This is a genomic window from Pseudoalteromonas sp. NBT06-2 (assembly GCF_002276045.1).
GTDB lineage: Bacteria > Pseudomonadota > Gammaproteobacteria > Enterobacterales > Alteromonadaceae > Pseudoalteromonas.
Window position 1 is genome coordinate 1 of record NZ_NQMR01000007.1, and the last position, 18,216, is coordinate 18,216.

Here is an 18,216-nt window from a genome sequence, read left to right on the forward strand (position 1 = left end):
AATCCTTCGTACAGCATTTGTTGAGCCTTTTTACTGCGTTATCGCCTTTTTATGTGGAACAACCACATGACAAAGCCTCTGCCTTGTATAAATGCCCAACAATTCGCTGCAAAAATAATCTCGAAAGATCAACAGCCCCTAATGTAAGCCATCGTTATTTAAAAGTTTTTTTCTAATTGCAAGTTTATTCTTAATAATCTTTTCTTTAAGTTTTTTAAATTGCTTATGTTTTCTAAGAAGTTTCAAGTGAGGATCATTCTCCAACCACTTTATATTAACGCGATCTTGGTCTATTAAATAATTTAATTTATTTGCAATAAGGTAGTGTTTTTCTGGAAGATAGCAGGCTAGTAGCAAAGTATTTATATTCGTTGTTTGTTCATCTTTTTGTTGCTCTTTTTTATACAAACTCAAAGCATCAAATGCTTCTCCTGCTCGGTTTGATTTTATTAATTTCAAACGTAATTTTGCATAATTAGCCTCCCAAGAAGATTCCAATTTAGATAATGCCATATAGTGATTATTGGCTTCTAGCCACGAACCTGAAAATAACAAGCTGTCTGCAAGTAATAACTGAGCACTAGTATAAGTTGGCATCATATTTAATAACTTTTTAGTCGCGTCTATTGCTAACCTATATTGCCCTTGATCAAAATAAAATTGTGCTCTACCTTGCGCTATTATCATACTTTGTGGATTGTGATTTATTAACTTATCAAAAATTGGTTTCGCACGGTTAAAGTCATTTGCACCAGCCAGTATTTGTGCTTTTAACAAATACCCAAAAAAATCTAAAGGGTCTAATCTTATCACTTTTTTTACGAGTATATATGCACTAATATAATTACCTATTTCCCAATGTAAAACCGCTTTATTCAATAAAGCGCCAATATTATTGGGCTCTAAGTTTAATGCTTTTTGATACGCCTTAATTGCTTTAGAATCTTGCTCATTTATATCAAGTGCAAAACCTTTTGCCTTATAGGCTTGTGCTAAATCTGACTGTAAAGCAATTGCAGAATTAGCTAACCTTAACGCTTCTTCAGCCATACTTAAGTCACCATCATACTGATGAACTTTTTGAGATAGCGCATTTGACAAACCACATAAAGCTAATGGAAATGCAGGTGAAATAGCTAAACTTTTTCGATACAAATCTTCCGCGAATTGATTATCAATTTTGTTATATTTTAAATAGTGTTGTTGTCCTTTCAAATATAAACGGTAAGCTTGATCTTTTTCCTTTTTAACGATTGTTTTAGGGTAATGCTTATTGTTAAAGCGCTCAACAAGCTCTTCAATTATCAACTGCGGTAAATCAAAAATTTCAGAGAAAGGAACTTCTAAAGTTTTATCGAAAATAGTTGTATTGTTTAAAGTATCTATTAATGAGTACGAAATATAAAACAGCTCATTTTTATATGCTATTTCACCTGTAATAATGAATGCTATCTTTAGTTTATTACCCAATTTAACAGTGTCATAATAAATATTTTGATACTCCTTAACTTCGTTAAAAGGAGTAACTTCAATACCACTTAAATATTTTAAGTTTTCAATAATTTTAAGCGTTATTTCATCGTCAAGTCCTTCAAAATCCCTTAAAACTCCTTTTTGAATAAACGGCATAACAGCAATACGATTCAAAGTAATTTTAGGATTGTTATTTGACGGAGCTATCTGTGTAGAATAGCCAAAAGAAAGCGCTATAAATATGACAAAAAAAAATATAATTAATTTAAAATGAACTTTAAAGCTCAAAAAAGAGTTAGTATTCACTTTACTGTTAACTAAATTTGGCAAAACTAAAAGTCGGTATCCTTTACCTCTTACTGTGCCTATATATTCAAATTGAGTGGTATCATTTTTTAATAGTTTTCGTAGCATTCGAACACGTTGTTGTAAGTTTTCATCTGAAACAACTTGTTTCTCACCCCATACAGTTTTCATCAGCTGATCAGTACTAATAACTCTATTTGGTTCTTCAACCAATGCCATTAATAACTTAAAAGTTAATAAGGGAACATCCTGCCAATTATTATCCTTTTGTATTCGCTGTTGTTCACAATCAAGCAGCCAGTCCCCTAGCTGGATAAATTGTATTCGTTTTTGCATGTTAATTTAGAGTAAATAGTTTATTTATTATTTACATTCAATATAAAGGAGAAACAATTTCAAATAAAGGACTATATAAAAAGGGGAAAAAATTAATTCCCCTAAAAAGTTATCAACTCATATATAATTTAGAGTCGTGACATCGTTAGTTTATAAGGTTTCTTACTGCTATAGCCTGAATAACGATAAACTAAAATATGTAACGTCTTAGTTTTTGCTGAGTTAGTATTTTTATAAGAGAGCTGTTCTGCAATCCCTTCTTGCTCAGAGTATTTTAATAAGGTAGCGCCTTCACTATACAGATATAAATCATAATCTTGATTGTAATCCATTGGACCCGTTAATACTAAGTTCAAAGTTTCGCCTGCAACTAAACTCACTTCATACCAATCATTATCATCATTTGTATATGGAAAATATCCAATTATTTTATTAATATCATCTGCTACGTTATTTGCACTTTCTATAGCATCATTATTTTCAACCTCATAATAAGTCGTAACTGAAGGAGGTATAACAGGCCCTATATCAAAAGTAAAATTGGCTGAATTGGTAGAGTGGTTTGCCGAATCGACAACTTTAATAAATACAGAGTGTTCACCAGATGTAAAAATCTTTTTATCTATTAAATAATTTACTTGGTAATGAGTTTCATCGCTAAAAATATATGATTTAACAATTTTTTGATCTACAAAGATTTCAGCACTTAGTAATAATTTATCATCACTCAGCGCTGCATTAAAAACTAAATCACTACTTAAATAAGCATTTATTTCAGGAGCTAAATCTTCTGTTGGTGGGACAATAACTGCATTATCTACATTAGACGTTAAAGGTAATCCTGCTTTTGCTGATTCACCTATTACATTTTGCTTAATGGTATCTAACCCTGTTTCATCTGATGTAATTGTATAACTTTCACCATTGGTACTGATTTTAATATGACCGACTACAAAGCCACTAGTGTTGGTACGTTCATCACTTAGCTTACCTTCATCTGTTTGTAATACCTTAATCCCTTTTTTAATGAGTATATCTTCAATTGCTTCTTTATTTGGCAAACCATGAGATTGATTCGGTCCAACTGAAACTATGGCTATTTCAGGCTTAGCTAAATCTAAATATTTACTATTTGAACTTGTTTTTGATCCATGATGTCCGGTGTGCAAAATATCTATACCGCCATTAGTTGTATAAACATTATTGTTACCACTTAATAATGCAGACATCATCACAGGAGTCTCAAAGTCCTTTTGTCCATTATGTGAATGGCCACCTAAATCACCAGATACAATATAATCAAAGCCTTTATATTTGATTAAAATAACAATTGAAGAGTCATTTATATGGGTTGCATTTGGATATTCATAGTTAGGATCTGTTTTTTGTAACTGAGCCACTACAGCTGCTTTATTTTCAATCTCACCATTTACTGCAATTGCAGTTGCTGTCGCTCCATCACCTAAGTCAATTACATAACCTAATGGTATACCAATTGGCGGATTTATATTTAATTCTTGATAAGAATTAAACCAATTTTTCATAAATACACGATCCGCATTTTTAGATGCACCACTGTAATAACTCTGTTTTGGTTTAAATTCTCGTACTATATATTGCGCACTGCCACCATGATCAGCATGATTATGGCTCAATAAAAAGTAATCTAGTTGTTGTATATTTTGTTGATGTAAATAATCAATCACTACTTGGCGTTTTGAGCTCAAACCTGAATCAAATAAAATAGTTTTGCCATTAGTTCCTTCTATTAAGACTGATTGCCCCCAGCCAACATTAATAGCGTGTATTTTTAGTTCACTCGCTTTTACATGATTTATTAACACACCCAGCAATATAATTATTGCAAATAAGTTTTTCATTGTTGTTATATTCCAGTCATCTATTCAAGAAACGTGAAACATAGCTTTTTGACTCAAATAATACTTGAACCTATGCTGAAACTTAGCTGAAATTAAAATAAATAAATAAAAAACAAAAACTTAAATTCTTAGTGATAAGTGAGGTTTTGATAGCTTAAATTAATATTTAGGTAATAAGTCACAATTTTTAGGTAAGTAGTTCACAGAATTAACAACATATTCTTGATTAAATAACACTCAAGCTAATTATTTTACTAGCTTACTACTATTTAATTTGGAGTATATTATGAAAAACCTTAGTCAAATAAAGTCTCTTTCTAAAATTTCAAAATGTATTTTGTGCTCTTTACTCATCACACCATTTGCGCATGGTGCCTATGAAGCAAAAAGCTATGCTGTAACGACGTGGGATGCTAGCTGTTCAGGCAGTACGCGTAGTGCTTGGGATAACATGGCTGATGCATGGTATGACGAGATCACCAACACAGGCTTTAGTTTGTTTGGTTGGTGTTTATCAGGTCATTGCAGTGATGCATTCACCCGAGATGGTCAATATGTAAATGGCAATATCATCAATAGTAAATTTGCAGATAGATCACTTGTATCTTGGGGTAATGATACACGCCACTTGGATGAAGGTGATGCTGTAATGTTGGCATTGCATGGTTTTGAATCTGGCAATAATTATGGCGGCCGTGTCAGAGTAAATGAATCTGGCGGTGGTAACTGCAATATTATGCGCAGTGAAATGGAACTTGGTGACTCTGATTTAGAGTTCTTACATTTATCATCCTGTCAAAGTATGGATGATAATCAATGGAGTACCTGGTGGAGCGCATTTGGTAGAGCACATCAAGTAGACGGATTTCATGGGTTAATGTGGATAGGGAGTAGTTTAATTAATGATTACAAAGATTTTGCTGATGATGCATTTTCTTCAACGATTGCAGAGTCTTGGTTGGATAATATGTATATACCTGATATTAGTGGTAGTGATGATCAATGTCCTGTTGCGTATGCCGTTGGCGAAAATAGCTCTGATACTTGGGAGCGAATTGGCACAGAGAGGTATGACAATGTTCACAGTGATCCTAGCTCTATTGGCTACTGGGGCGTCATTTATATTAGAGGCTGCGATCCAGCGGCTGAAAGTGTCATTGCAAGTGACTTTAGTTCATAACGATTAATTTGGAGATCTTATTATGTTTAACTTAATTAAACTACCTCATATTATAACTGTTGTACTTATTTCGGCGATTGGTTTTTCAAATGCTTCACAGGCGGAATCAAGTTCCACAAAAGATTTAAATCGAGAATTAACATTAGTTGGTAATAATAAAATTTCAGAGTCTGAGATTATCAGGTTGCTAGATAAAGCTGTGCCACGGTGGAGTCATACAATTTTAGATGCCAGATCAGATGGAAACCCAATAGCAAAACTAGATTTCAACTTTATTTTAGATGTATTAAACGATCAAATGAGTAATCTTCCTCCGGAAGAAGCAACACAAGCATTCGGTAAAATAAATGCAATTAATTTAAATAAGAAAACAGGTAAATTTCGTTATGTTAATAGAGAGAGAATATGGAATTTTGAACGCGATAGCAAGAAAAAGCTAATACCTGAAAGGAATGTAGCTTCTATAGTATCTAAATTATTAACTGAGTTTCAAATACCAAAAAACGAGCTTAATAGGCCCATCATTCGCAGTCAAATAGCTGCTGGTGCCAAGGTTGGTAGTAAACAATTACAAGATAAATTTGAAATGTATCAAATTGCATATATACAAAGAAGAATTAATGGTCTGAGTATTTTACAATCTGATATTAAAGTTGCCATCAATCATCAAGCTCAGGTACAAAGACTCAGTATAGACTGGCCTGAATTTAAACTTGATGAACAAATTAAATTAAAAAGTAGGAGATCTGTATTACAAAGTGCAGCTAAAGAAATTATGTTACAAGATCCTGATTCAGATTTAGTGATAAAATCGAAATTAGCATACGCCAAAATTAATGATGATAATTTTCATCAACCCGTTGCAGTTCTGGCTGTAAACTCATTACCCACACCATATCAATTAATAATTAAATTAACTGATAGTGTACAAGAGTACGAAAGTGAATAAGTTGAAACCATCGAGCTACATTAAACAAATGTCGCTCGGTGAGCTCTCTCATTAATATAATGATATAAAAGTTGGCTTATATTTTGATGTTTATTTATCAAGTAAATTAAAATTTAAATTAATCAATTTATATTTATTGCTTTTAAAGTCGCATTATTAAATAAATTTTGGAGCGTACTAAATGGCAAGTCAATATCATTTTTCCCAAGAAATAAACAAATTTTTACTTTTTAGCTGTCTAGATAGTGATGCGATAGATCAAATCCAATTACAAGCAAAAAACCTTAATTATCAGAAGAATACAGTAATAATTCAAGAAGGAGATGAAGGGCATGGTCTGTTTTTAATCGTAAAAGGTCGTGTTAAAGTTTATGTTCAAGATGATGAAGGTCATGAACTTGTTTTAGCGACATTAGGTGAAAAAGAATATTTTGGTGAGCTTTCTGTATTAAGTGGTAATTATCGATGTGCCTCTGTCATGACAACGGAAAAAACAGAGCTCATTTTAATTAGTCGACAAGGTATATTAGAGCTATTAAGTAGTCGTCCAGACCTCGCTTTTCAAACGATACAAACCTTAGCATCTCAAGTAGGCAATCAAACACAAACGATTAAATCCTTTGGTTTATATGATGTTTACAGTAGATTACAGCACTTATTAGATGATATGGCCGTTAAAGATGGTTGCTTACGGGTGATCCCTGAGCTTATGACGCACCAAGATATCGCCAATAGAATTGGTTCATCCAGAGAAATGGTTACACGTATATTAAAAGAGCTAACAAAAGGTGGATACATCTCTATTTCAAATAAAAAAGTTCATTTACATAAACCTTTACCTAGTAGGTTTTAGCTAATAAAAATAAACATTTTATTAGCGCACAGTTTTTGCATAAAATGTATTTTTTTGCATTTTGCAAAAAAAAATTGCTATATGCGTTGCATAATAAATCCTCTGATTTTAATTTTATGCAGCGCTATTTTTGTAGTGCGATTATAAATACGGCCAATATACCTAAGCTACTTGGAAATGCATGATTTCAGCGGGAGTTTAAATGGTCAAATACAAGACATTTATTGCAGGTAATAGTTATTCCCTTATCAACATAAATAACGCGGTAGTTGATCATTTAAAACCCGCCCGTAGGGAATTTATCTGGTAAGTAATCACTACTTTACATCAGTTTGAAAGGCAATAAGCATTCCTAAAATGATGTGCCTTGTGCTAACTCACCTGATAAATTCTGAAACAAGCATTATCAAGTGTCTTGGGTATATATTTAAGTACAACAGTGAATGAAATAATTTAGCTACTTACTTTTGCTAAGTTAAAACCTATTCAAAATTACGCTATTATCAATACTGATATACACGTACTACTTGGAAATGCAAGTTTCAGAACGCATTTCCATGTAGCATGGGTATAAAGGTAGGTTATTTAAAATTACTTTTTTTATGCCATCTTATTAGTTCTTTTTGATCTGTCGGTGCATCTAAACCATCTTTAATAAACTCAGATGCCTGCTGAGCTAAAATTGCTTCAGTTTTATCTTCTAATCGCTCTAACATATCAAAAAAAACAGCTTGTTCATCAGCAGACAATACAGACTCTAGTTGCTTTGCACGCTCATCCATTGCAATTATAAGCTCATGGTATAAAGCTTTACCTGCTTCATTTAGATATAAGTTTTTAACATTCTTTTTGACTTCATCTTTGTGAGATTCAATTAAATTCAAACTTAATAGCTTTTTAACAGCCCTGCTCACAGTATAAGAATCAAGTCGAGATTGATAAGCAATATCAGCTGATTTAACTGGCATATAAGAACCTATATTAATTAAAACTCTCATTTCTCTTGGATCTAAATCAGTTAAATTACGGATTTTCCAATCACGATTTAATGCCAATAAGTTACTTACGACTGCTACTCTAAAGGGCAAGTGGGAAGTTAAATCTAATGGATTTTCAATTTTTTCTGTCAGGGAAAAGGCCTGACCCCTAGCTGACTTACTAATGCGCTTAACCTTGAGATTAAATCATTTTGTAACTCTATCATTTTATATTAGTAAATAAAAACGCAGACCAATCTAGCTGCATATGCAGCACTTAGTAGTTGCATATGCAGCAACTTTTCTGTACTTTAAATTGATAATAAAAATAAACAGGAAGATATACATGCCATTAGTTAACCCATTAGCTTCAGATGCAAATGAAGAAGTGATTGAACTCGCTAAATTTTTTAATGAGACTTTAGGCTTTTGTCCTAATAGTGTTTTAACTATGCAGCACAGACCTGGCATAGCAAAAGCCTTTATAAATCTCAATATGGCGATTATGGCCAATGAAGGTCGTGTAACCGCAGAACAAAAACGCTTAATTGGTTACATTACTAGTGCTAATACCGGTTGTAGGTATTGTGAAGCCCATACGATTTTAGCAGCAGAACGATATGGCGGCACTGAACAACGTTTAGCAAATATTTGGTCATTTAGAGAAAGTAATTTATATACTGAAGCTGAAAAAGCGGCTTTTGAACTTGCCCTAGCCGCATCAAGTGTACCCAACGCAGTAAATGATGAAATTACCGCACAAATGCATGAATACTGGGATGAGGGAGAAATAGTTGAAATATTAGCTGTTATTTCATTATTTGGTTATCTAAATCGTTGGAATGACTCTATGAGCACAACCATGGAAACAGGAGCTGTTGATGCAGGTGAACGCTTATTATCTGAATCAACTTGGACACGTGGTAAACATATTTAACCAAATAGCATTATTTAAATAATCTACCCAGATAATTGTTGTAACTAAGCCTGAAGTTAAAATTACTTTCGGCTTATATAAACTAATAATTACACCCTCTTCTTCTTTGTTAATCAAAAGAGTACCTCATAAATAAGCCCTCTATTAAGTGAGCATTTGATATATATTGTAAATATTATGCTACAAGTTAATTAATTTTTTTATCTCATATACTTTCAATTTAATTTTTTGCCCGTAATCTAGCTAGCCCGAAAGTACAAAATACTAAGAATAAAGAGCGATTTCATGATTCAGGGTAAAACATTAGGCAGTATGCTAATTATTGCAGGTACGACAATAGGTGCTGGTATGCTGGCATTGCCGATTGCATCTGCGGGACTTGGCTTCTCAACAGCAACTATATTGTTATTTTCGGCATGGGCACTAATGACTTATACCGCCTTATTAATGTTAGAAGTGCATCAATATGCACATGTCGAAGCAACATTAAATTCTTTAGCAAAAAGCTTACTTGGTAAAAAAGGCCAGATCATCGCTAATTTCTCGATGATATTTTTATTTTACGCTTTATGTGCAGCTTATATAGCTGGTGGCGGTTCTCAACTTCAAACAAAGCTTGTTCAGTGGACTAACTTAGAGCTACCAGTTCAATCCGGTTCTGTATTATTTGCTATCGTTTTTGGTACAATTATAACCTTAGGAACTGGCACCGTTGATAAAATAAACCGTGTTTTATTCACTATAAAAGTGATTGTTCTAGCATCCGTTTTTTACATGCTAACTCCTCACGTTCAAGGTCAGCATTTACTCGAAATGCCGATTGAGCAAGGTCTTATTTTATCGGCCATTCCCGTTGTATTTACCTCATTTGGTTTTCACGGCTCTATACCTTCAATCGTAAAATATGTGGGTATTGATATAAAATCATTAAGACGAATAATGCTCATGGGAGCGGCATTGCCCTTAGTTATATATCTATTTTGGCAAATCGTGAGCCAAGGGGTTATGAGCCAATCAAGTTTATTACAAAGTGAAGGTTTACCTGGGTTTATTGCAAGTGTCACTTCTATGTTACAAAATCCTAAAATCAGTAGCGCTATTACTATTTTTGCAGATCTCGCGTTGGCAACTTCATTTTTAGGTGTCAGCTTAGGTTTATTTGATTTCTTTAGTGATACTTTAAAAAAAGGTGATACAAAACAAGATAGACTTATTACTGCTTTGGTTACTTTTATACCACCTTTAGGCTTTGCACTGTTTTATCCTCAAGGTTTTATTATGGCACTCGGTTACGCTGCCATAGCGCTTGTTGTATTAGCCGTATTTTTACCTATTGTAATGGTGTTTAAACAAAGAAAACAACGTGAAATAACGCAAAGTGATTATCGTGTAAAAGGCGGTAATTCAGCACTAATAGTAGCGGCTTTATCTGGCGTATTAATCATTAGCGCTCAGTTTTTACAAATGTTTGGCGTGATACCTGCTATTGGTTAATAATAGGTGCTGTTGATCTTTCGAGATTACTTTTGCAGCGAATTGTTCGTAATCCATACAAGGCAGAGGCTTTATCATGTGGTTGTTCCACATAAAAAGGCGATAACGCAGTAAAAATGCCCAACAAACGCTGTCCGAAGGATTCGGCTAAAAGAATTTTATTCTTTGTTGAATCGTATTTACTTAGAATGACGAGGCTACACACTACTCGCCGCGCTAAAATGCTTTTATCTCGAACAAAATTTAACCCTGAAAGATCAACAGCCCCTAAAGTGTTGAGTCTTAAATTGCTAGATTTGGATAGTTTTTACTTTCGAGCATGAAATCAATAACAAAGCTCTTCTTTAGGAGAGCTTAATTCATTAACTGAACTGTATTTCTCCACAGCTAAGTTTCAATATATTTATCAGCAAACTTCTTAGCTAAAGTAAACCGTTTAGCAGAACGCTCACCTAGTTTAACTAGCATTAAATAGCAATATGGCACTAAGAATAAACTGGTAAAAGTAGAAAATATCAAACCGCCAATAATCGCAATTGCTAATGGATAAGCTTCATTATTACTTGAAGCAATAGCTACTGGTACTAAACCTATTATCGTTGTTGCAACAGTCATTAAAATAGGTCTTATTCTAGTTGCACACGCATCAATTATGGGTTCAGTTAAACTCGTTGATGATCCCTTTAGTTTATTTATTTGATCTATTAACACAATACCGTTATTCACCACTATACCCATAAGTATCAACATGCCTATCATGGCTGTTTCGCCAAGACCCATATTCATAATAGTAAAAGTAAAATATACACCAATAAATGCTAAAGCAATTGAAGATAATATCGCAATTGGCATTAATAATGATTCAAATAATGCAGCCATCACCATAAAGATTAAAGCTAAAGCAAGTAACATGTTTATTGTCATATTTGCCATAGAAATATCATCATTACGATAAGCTTTTCCTAATTGCCATTCATAACCTGTAGGTAAAGCAATTCCCTTCATAGCAACCTTTATTTTTTCTGCTGCTTTTGTACGTGTTATATCATTTAAATTTATTGAAATCGTTAAACTTGTTTGCCTCTGTACTCTATGAATTATTGGCAGTACAGGCTGAGAATCAAAAGTAACAAGTTGCTGTAAAGTTAAAATACGCCCTTGTGTCTCATATATAGGTAGGTCTTTTATTTGCGACAAAGGTAACGCTTTTTTATCATGATATACCAAGCGCATCTCTATCTCCCCAACAGCTTCATCTCTAAACGATCTTAAATTCACTCCTCGCAGTGCAGTTGAAATTCGATTGGCTATATCTTGAGTATTTAAGCCTAAACGCGCTACTTTCTCATTATCAATACGTAACAGCAGCTCTAACTTTTTATCCGTATCATCTATGCCAACTTCGTCAAACCCTTCAATCTGTTTTAACCTTAAAATCACAGACTCACTTAATGACATCAAACGCTCAGTAGAGCTGCCTAATAAAGAAATACTTGCAAACATCTCTTTATTGTCAGACCAAGCAAAAGAAGGTTTAGCTATGGCTGTTTTAGGAAAACCCGCACGTATTTTTTCTTTTAACTCAGAGATTGGCATAGGTAAGTGTTTATTTAACTTTATGCGTGACGATGCATAATCAGCATAAATTCGGCTATCAACTTTTTTAAAGCCAAACTCCTCCTGATTGTCATAAAGATAAGCTTCCATTTGATCAACTAATTGAGAAACATCAGCTAACTTTTGGCCACTTATTACATGATAACGAATCGTAATATCTTTGGATTTTTTACTATGCTCTTGTTGGTTTGATACAAAATCTCGCGCAAAAAATCCTAATAAACATAATAATAAAACACCTAAAGCTGAGTATTTAGGGTTAAGTAAAATTTTCTTTAAACTTGGGCGATAAAAAGCATCTATCCAACTTTGCGTAGTAACTTGCGCTAATTCGTTTTGTGTTACTTTGCTAAGCATCAAAGGGATCAAAGTTTTTGCAACTAACAATGATGCTAATAAAGGTAAACAAATCGCCACAGCAATTTGTTCAATCAAAACAGTTATAAAGTTTTTTTCGCCCATTAAAATAGGTAGAAAAATAATAACTGTTGTTAATGTGCCACAGATCACCGCTATGCTTACATTATCAACCCCTTTAATCACTTTTTGATAATGGGTTAATCCATTCGACTGCTGCTGTAATATACTTTCACAGATCACTACTGAATTATCAATTAATAAACCCACAGCAATAAATAACCCAGCTAACGTTAACATGTTCAGCGTATAACCCATAAAGTACATGCCAGCAATAGCAAAACTGAGTGATACAGGTACAGAAGCAACAACAGCTAAAGTTACTCTGTAATTTCTAAAGAAAATATATAAAACGGAAAAAGATAAAACTATGCCTACAAAACCTGCTTTTAGTAAGTCAGATAGCGACTCTTGAATCTCATTTCCGCTATTATTTTTAACTTTGATTTTTATATGCTTAAACTCAGGATCCGCAGCAATAATATCAACAAAATTCACAACATTATTTGCCACATCAACAACATTTGCATCAGATTCTTTAAATATTTCCAATCCTATCGTTTTCTGTCGATCACTTCTAATTTCGCTGTCTTTCTCAGGGCTTTTTAGTGAAACCTGTGCAACATCACTTAGCTTTATATTCGCTTTAACCTGAAAGTTATTAATATCAGCTAAGCTTTTGTATTCACCTTGTGATGTGACGCTAAATTTACGCTCTCCATTAAGTATTGAAGCTGACCTAACAATAAAGTTACTCTCTCTTAGATTTTTTAATAATTGCCCTTGATTGACTCGGTTCATTGCTAACTTTGTACTATCAAGTTTTATCTCGATATTAGGTTTAACCACACCTCTTAATTCTATTTTACCGACTCCAATTAGTCTTTCTATCTTCCTAACTAATTTTTTATTTAAAAAATCATAGGCATGGGATAAGTCTTTTTCTCCAGAGATAGTTAATGTCATTATTGGAAAGTCATCAGTTGAGAATTTTTGTACGTTTACTTTTTGCACATCATCCGGTAGTAAGTGACTGATCATATCCACCTTTTCCCTGATTTCTAAAATTTTACTATCCAGATCTGAGCCTAAATCCATCATAATTTGAATACCTGAAGAATTAGCTCTGCTTCGTGATTTCATAGAAGATATACCACCCACTGTTGCTATCGCTTCTTCTATAGGACGAGTGATCAAACGTTCAACTTCTTTTGGAGATGAACCACTATAAGGAACATAAATAAAGACCACTGGCACAGTAACACTTGGCCAGCTTTCTTGAGGTAATAATCGACTTGCTACCAATCCAGTAACAAATAATGACAGCATAACCATTACAGTGGTAACGGGTCGTTTTAAAGCTAAGGATGTGAGCCATAAATTAATAGGCAAACCAAATTTTTTATTTTTTTGATCAACTATCATAATTAACATCATCTTGAATTATCTGGTTATCAATTACGGTTGTTTGTGCATATTGTTTGCGGTCAAACACACTGTATAAAACGGGGATCACTAATAAAGTCAATGCTGTAGCAATAAATAAACCTGACATCACAGTGATAGCTAAAGGCGCTCTGAGTTCAGAACCCTCACCATCGGACAAAGCTAAAGGCGCTAAACCTAATACTGTAGTAAGTGATGTCATTATAATAGGGCGAAGACGTGAATTACTTGCAGTAATAATTGCTTTTGTTTTATCAACTCCTTGTTGACGTAATTGGTTTATTCTATCAACTAATACAATGGCATTATTAACCACAATACCTGTAAGCATGATCACACCAATTAAAACAATCACACTAATTGCCGTATTAGTAATGTATAAACCTAATACAGAGCCTAAAACAGCTAAAGGTACTGAAAACAAGATAATAAATGGATTAAGCAAAGACTCAAATTGTGATGCCATGACTAAATAAACCAAAAATACCGCTAATAATAAAGCCATCATTAATGACGAGAATGAGCGAGTCATTTCTTCATTTTGTCCTGCTACTTTGATTCGAATATTGTCAGGTAAATTTAACTGCTTAATAATCATTTGTGCTTTTAAAGCAGCACTAGCTAAGTCTCCATAAGTTAATGATGCCGATACGATAGCTACCCGACTTTGATCAATTCTATTGATTTCGTTAGGACCAATACTTTCAGTGATATTAGCTACTGTAGATAAAGGTAAAGATCTATCTTGTGAAGCATTAATTGTAATGTGTTTAATTGCTTGGGCTGAATTTCTAGCTTGTTCATCAGCTCTTACTAAAATATCGATTTGCCTATCATTTAAATTATATTTACTAGCGACTGAACCCGAAACTTTAGTAACCAATTGCGCCGCAATATTAGATGCTCTTAAATCTAAACTAGCTAAACGCTCATTATCAAATTCGATTTTTAGTTCGGGTTGACCATCACGTAAACTTTTATTTATGTCGGTAAATTGCTTGTCAGCAATTAAAATACGTGCCAGTTCATCACTTGTTTTCTTTAAATTTTTTAAGTTATAACCAGATAAAATAACTTGCAACGGACGTTCAGTAGTGAACATTTCTGCTTGTTTAATTTTGACATTCACATCAGCCATGCTTTCAGCTTGAGTTCGAATAAAATCTTTAATAACCTTAACATCAGAACTATTATGTAAAGCAACTAATAACTGCCCCCAGTTTTCACCACCTTTACTTGCTGAACTCATCATCAAACTACCACTACCAGCTAAAGAGTAGGTATGCTTAACTCTTGAGTCTGATTTAATGCTAATTGCTAGCTCTTGTAATCGTTGATCAGTTACTTTTATCGGTGTACCTTGAGGTAAAGTAAGTTCAAGTGTGAATTCTGACTTCGCCACTTCAGGCACAAGTTCAACATCCATATTAGGTATTAAACCCACCACAAAAAATGTAAAAACAATACTGATAAATAAAACTGAAATGCGATTTCTCAATGATTTTAATAAAAGTGTGTTGTATAAAATTGCGATTTTATTAAAGTAAAAACTGAATAACTTATATGATGGTTTCAGTATTAAATTGATTAATTTAGTTAATAAATTAGTAACCAATAATAGCCCTTTAGTTATTGCTAATGGAAAATAATTAAATAACAACTTAAATGGAAAGTCTAAAATGGTTTTCAGCAAAATGAAGCGTGAGTTATTTTTAGCTAGTTTTACATCAGGTACTTGCTCTTCAATTATATTTTTTTCACTTGAAAACTGCCTTGATGCCAACATAGGAATAAGCGTAAGTGCAACAACTAAAGAGGTTAATAAAGCAAAAGTCACAGTCATAGCTTGATCACTAAATAGCTGGCCGGCAAAGCCTTCAACAAAAGCTAAAGGAAAAAATACAGCTAATGTTGTTAATGTCGATGCAATAACAGCCCCAGTTACTTCTTGAGTACCCAATACTGCTGCATCAATTATGCTTTCGCCTTTTTCTTTATATCTGGCGATATTTTCTAGTACCACAATCGCATTATCAACTAATAAACCAACGGCTAAAGCGATACCGCCTAGAGACATAATATTAAGGCTAATATCATTAGCAAACATTAAATTAAAGGTCGCTATGATTGAAATAGGGATAGCTAAAGAGATAATTAAAGTATTAAATAAATTACCTAAAAATAAATATAAAATCAGCATAGCTAAAATGCCGCCTATTATTGCTGCGTTTTTAACTTCATCTACGGCATCAATAATAAATTCAGACTGATCATAAATAACATCTAGCTTTAGTTGTTCTGGCAGACTTTTTTCAATTGTTAATAATTTTTTATTAACTAAATTAGCAACACTAACGGTATTAGCATCACCTTCTTTATAAATCGCTAATTCTATCGCCTCATTATTATTGATACGCGTGATATCAGAGCGTTCTTTTTCACCATCATAAACATGGGCAATATCTTTTAAATAAATAGTATATTCATCAGCTTGTTTTACAATCATATTGCGCAGTTCATCGAGTGAAGCAAATTGATTTACCGTTCTAACTAAATACTCTTGCTGACCATCATAAACACGACCTGCCGACATATTAATATTTTCACTTTGAATACGTTGAACGATATCTTGTGCTGATATTCCTCGCTGCGCTGCTTTATCTTGATCAAAAATCACTTGTATTTCTTGTTGTAAACCACCACCAAGTTGCACTGCAGCTACGCCAGGTATGGTTTCTAGTTGACGTTTTATTTCTTGCTCAGCAAATGTTCGGTTCTGTTTTAATGCTTTAAAATCTTTATTGGAAGTCGATATACCTAAACGCATGATAGGATCTAATGCGGGGTTGAACCTCAAAATAATTGGTTTTTTAACATCTTTTGGTAATGAAAGTGTATCAAGTTTTTCCCTTACATTTTGTGTCGCAAAATTCATTGCGACTCCCCAATCAAATTCAACTATCACATCAGATTGACCTGCTTTAGAGATTGAATGAACTTTACGGATCCCTTTAACTACACCTACTGATTCTTCTATCGGTTTACTTAACAATTGTTCTATTTCTGCAGGTGCAGCTCCGGGATTAACCGTACGAATTGTTAATGTGGGATAAGATAAATCAGGTAAAAGTGATACTGATAACCGTGAAAAACCAACCATGCCGAATAACATTATGGCTAATGTAAACATGCAAACTGTTACGGGACGTTTGACAATCGAACTGACAATACTCATAAATTAGGACTCTTAATTCCGATATTATTTTTATTATTCGGTAGCTTACCTAAAGTCGCATGCGCTTTATTGATCACTATCACTAAGCTTTCTGCTTTTAGGCTTTGTTGACCAACAATAACGATTTGACTATCAATGTCTAAAGGAGTGAGTATTTCTACAAAACCAGCCTCTTCATAACCTGTTTCAACAATTATTTTATTCGCTTTATTGTCTTTAATCACAAATAAGCTTGTTTCACTGTCTGTTACCAACAAAGCTTTTAGCGGCACAACTTGTACATTTTTATGTTCATCTAAAGTTAATGCCACTTTTGCAAACATACCTGGCTTTAAGTTACCTTGATCATTAGTAACCTGTAACGTGACTTTAAATGTGCCTGATTGAGTATCTATAATAGGAGAAACTAAGACAATTTGAGCTGACACTTCTTTATCACCATTTGCCGGAAAACGTAACCTTGCTTTTTGCCCCAAATGAACTGAGTTCATTTGTACTTCAGGTAAATACACAACACCTTGTAAGTTATCTAAAGCAACAATGTGAAACATTTCAGAGTCTGGACCTGATGTCATATTTCCTGCTTTTACACTACGAGACGCAATCACACCTGAAATGGGTGCACGTACTTTGCTATCTCTGACTTTGATTGCTGTGATTTGTTGTTGATTACGTCGCGATTTAACTAAAAATTCAAGTTTTTCTAAATCCTTAGCCGAGATCAACTGCTTACCTTTATTAGGCTTACTACGGTTATATTCAGCAGTCGCTGATGCTAAATCAATACTGGCTCGCTCATATTCTAATTGATAACTTTCATCATCTATCAGAGCAAGTATTTGCCCTTTTTTAACTTGCATTCCCTCTTCAACCAAAACATTATTGATCATACCTGTCACTTTATTGGTTACTTTACTTTCCGATTTAGCTTCCAATACAGCAGTAGTTTTATATGTATTTTTGATATTTTTATTTTCTAAAGAAACCGTTTCTACTGGAACTTTATATACGACCTCTTCATTTTTTTCATTTACTTGCGGCTCTGAACAGGCTGATAAAAAAAGTGTAATGGTTAAAACAGTCATTAAATAAATGCGAGGTAATAAGCGGTTCATA

12 protein-coding genes are annotated in these 18,216 nt (G+C 33.5%); 5 read left to right on the plus strand and 7 right to left on the minus strand.

Annotated features, from left to right (window positions below; all coding sequences use genetic code 11):
- Positions 1 to 138 precede the first annotated feature (138 nt).
- A complete protein-coding gene (locus CJF42_RS02810; protein ID WP_095365225.1) occupies positions 139 to 2,115 on the minus strand; it encodes a winged helix-turn-helix domain-containing protein in 1,977 nt (658 codons plus the stop codon).
- A gap of 128 nt (positions 2,116 to 2,243) precedes the next feature.
- The gene (locus CJF42_RS02815; protein WP_095365226.1) at positions 2,244 to 3,995 is read right to left on the minus strand and encodes a ComEC/Rec2 family competence protein; all 1,752 of its coding nucleotides are present in this window, start codon (positions 3,993 to 3,995) and stop codon (positions 2,244 to 2,246) included.
- A 286-nt stretch (positions 3,996 to 4,281) separates the two neighbouring features.
- Here CJF42_RS02815 and CJF42_RS02820 point away from each other — a divergent pair, with 286 nt between their 5' ends.
- The 3 genes from CJF42_RS02820 (at position 4,282) to CJF42_RS02830 (ending at position 6,977) form a co-directional block, all read left to right on the plus strand.
- The gene (locus tag CJF42_RS02820) at positions 4,282 to 5,175 is read left to right on the plus strand and encodes a DUF6345 domain-containing protein (RefSeq protein ID WP_095365227.1); all 894 of its coding nucleotides are present in this window, start codon (positions 4,282 to 4,284) and stop codon (positions 5,173 to 5,175) included.
- Positions 5,176 to 5,197: 22 nt separating this feature from the next.
- Complete coding sequence (locus CJF42_RS02825) at positions 5,198 to 6,124, plus strand: hypothetical protein (protein ID WP_095365228.1); 927 nt, start codon at positions 5,198 to 5,200, stop codon at positions 6,122 to 6,124.
- 181 nt (positions 6,125 to 6,305) lie between these two features.
- A complete protein-coding gene (locus tag CJF42_RS02830) occupies positions 6,306 to 6,977 on the plus strand; it encodes a Crp/Fnr family transcriptional regulator (protein WP_095365229.1) in 672 nt (223 codons plus the stop codon).
- Positions 6,978 to 7,558: 581 nt separating this feature from the next.
- Here the strand turns inward: CJF42_RS02830 and CJF42_RS02835 are convergent.
- A complete protein-coding gene (locus CJF42_RS02835; protein WP_212668772.1) occupies positions 7,559 to 8,032 on the minus strand; it encodes a MarR family winged helix-turn-helix transcriptional regulator in 474 nt (157 codons plus the stop codon).
- A gap of 268 nt (positions 8,033 to 8,300) precedes the next feature.
- Here CJF42_RS02835 and CJF42_RS02840 point away from each other — a divergent pair, with 268 nt between their 5' ends.
- Positions 8,301 to 8,891 carry a carboxymuconolactone decarboxylase family protein gene (locus tag CJF42_RS02840; protein WP_095365231.1) on the plus strand — a complete coding sequence of 197 codons (591 nt, stop codon included), beginning with the start codon at positions 8,301 to 8,303 and terminating at the stop codon, positions 8,889 to 8,891.
- 285 nt (positions 8,892 to 9,176) lie between these two features.
- A complete protein-coding gene (locus CJF42_RS02845) occupies positions 9,177 to 10,385 on the plus strand; it encodes an aromatic amino acid transport family protein (RefSeq protein WP_095365232.1) in 1,209 nt (402 codons plus the stop codon).
- Here CJF42_RS02845 and CJF42_RS28380 read toward each other — a convergent pair.
- The 4 genes from CJF42_RS28380 to CJF42_RS02865 all read right to left on the minus strand — a co-directional run bounded on the left by CJF42_RS28380 (position 10,375) and on the right by CJF42_RS02865 (position 18,215).
- Positions 10,375 to 10,590: a hypothetical protein gene (locus CJF42_RS28380; protein WP_095365233.1), complete on the minus strand. Its 216-nt coding sequence runs from the start codon at positions 10,588 to 10,590 to the stop codon at positions 10,375 to 10,377. The two genes, CJF42_RS02845 and CJF42_RS28380, sit on opposite strands and share 11 nt — an antisense overlap.
- Before the next feature lie 182 nt (positions 10,591 to 10,772).
- Positions 10,773 to 13,844: an efflux RND transporter permease subunit gene (locus CJF42_RS02855; RefSeq protein WP_170940451.1), complete on the minus strand. Its 3,072-nt coding sequence runs from the start codon at positions 13,842 to 13,844 to the stop codon at positions 10,773 to 10,775.
- Positions 13,834 to 17,100, minus strand: coding sequence for an efflux RND transporter permease subunit (locus CJF42_RS02860; RefSeq protein WP_095365235.1), 3,267 nt, complete (start codon positions 17,098 to 17,100; stop codon positions 13,834 to 13,836). Before CJF42_RS02860 ends, CJF42_RS02855 begins: the two co-directional genes overlap by 11 nt.
- The gene (locus CJF42_RS02865) at positions 17,097 to 18,215 is read right to left on the minus strand and encodes an efflux RND transporter periplasmic adaptor subunit (protein WP_095365236.1); all 1,119 of its coding nucleotides are present in this window, start codon (positions 18,213 to 18,215) and stop codon (positions 17,097 to 17,099) included. The genes CJF42_RS02860 and CJF42_RS02865 overlap by 4 nt, the downstream gene beginning before the upstream one ends.
- Between the last annotated feature and the right edge of the window lies 1 nt (position 18,216).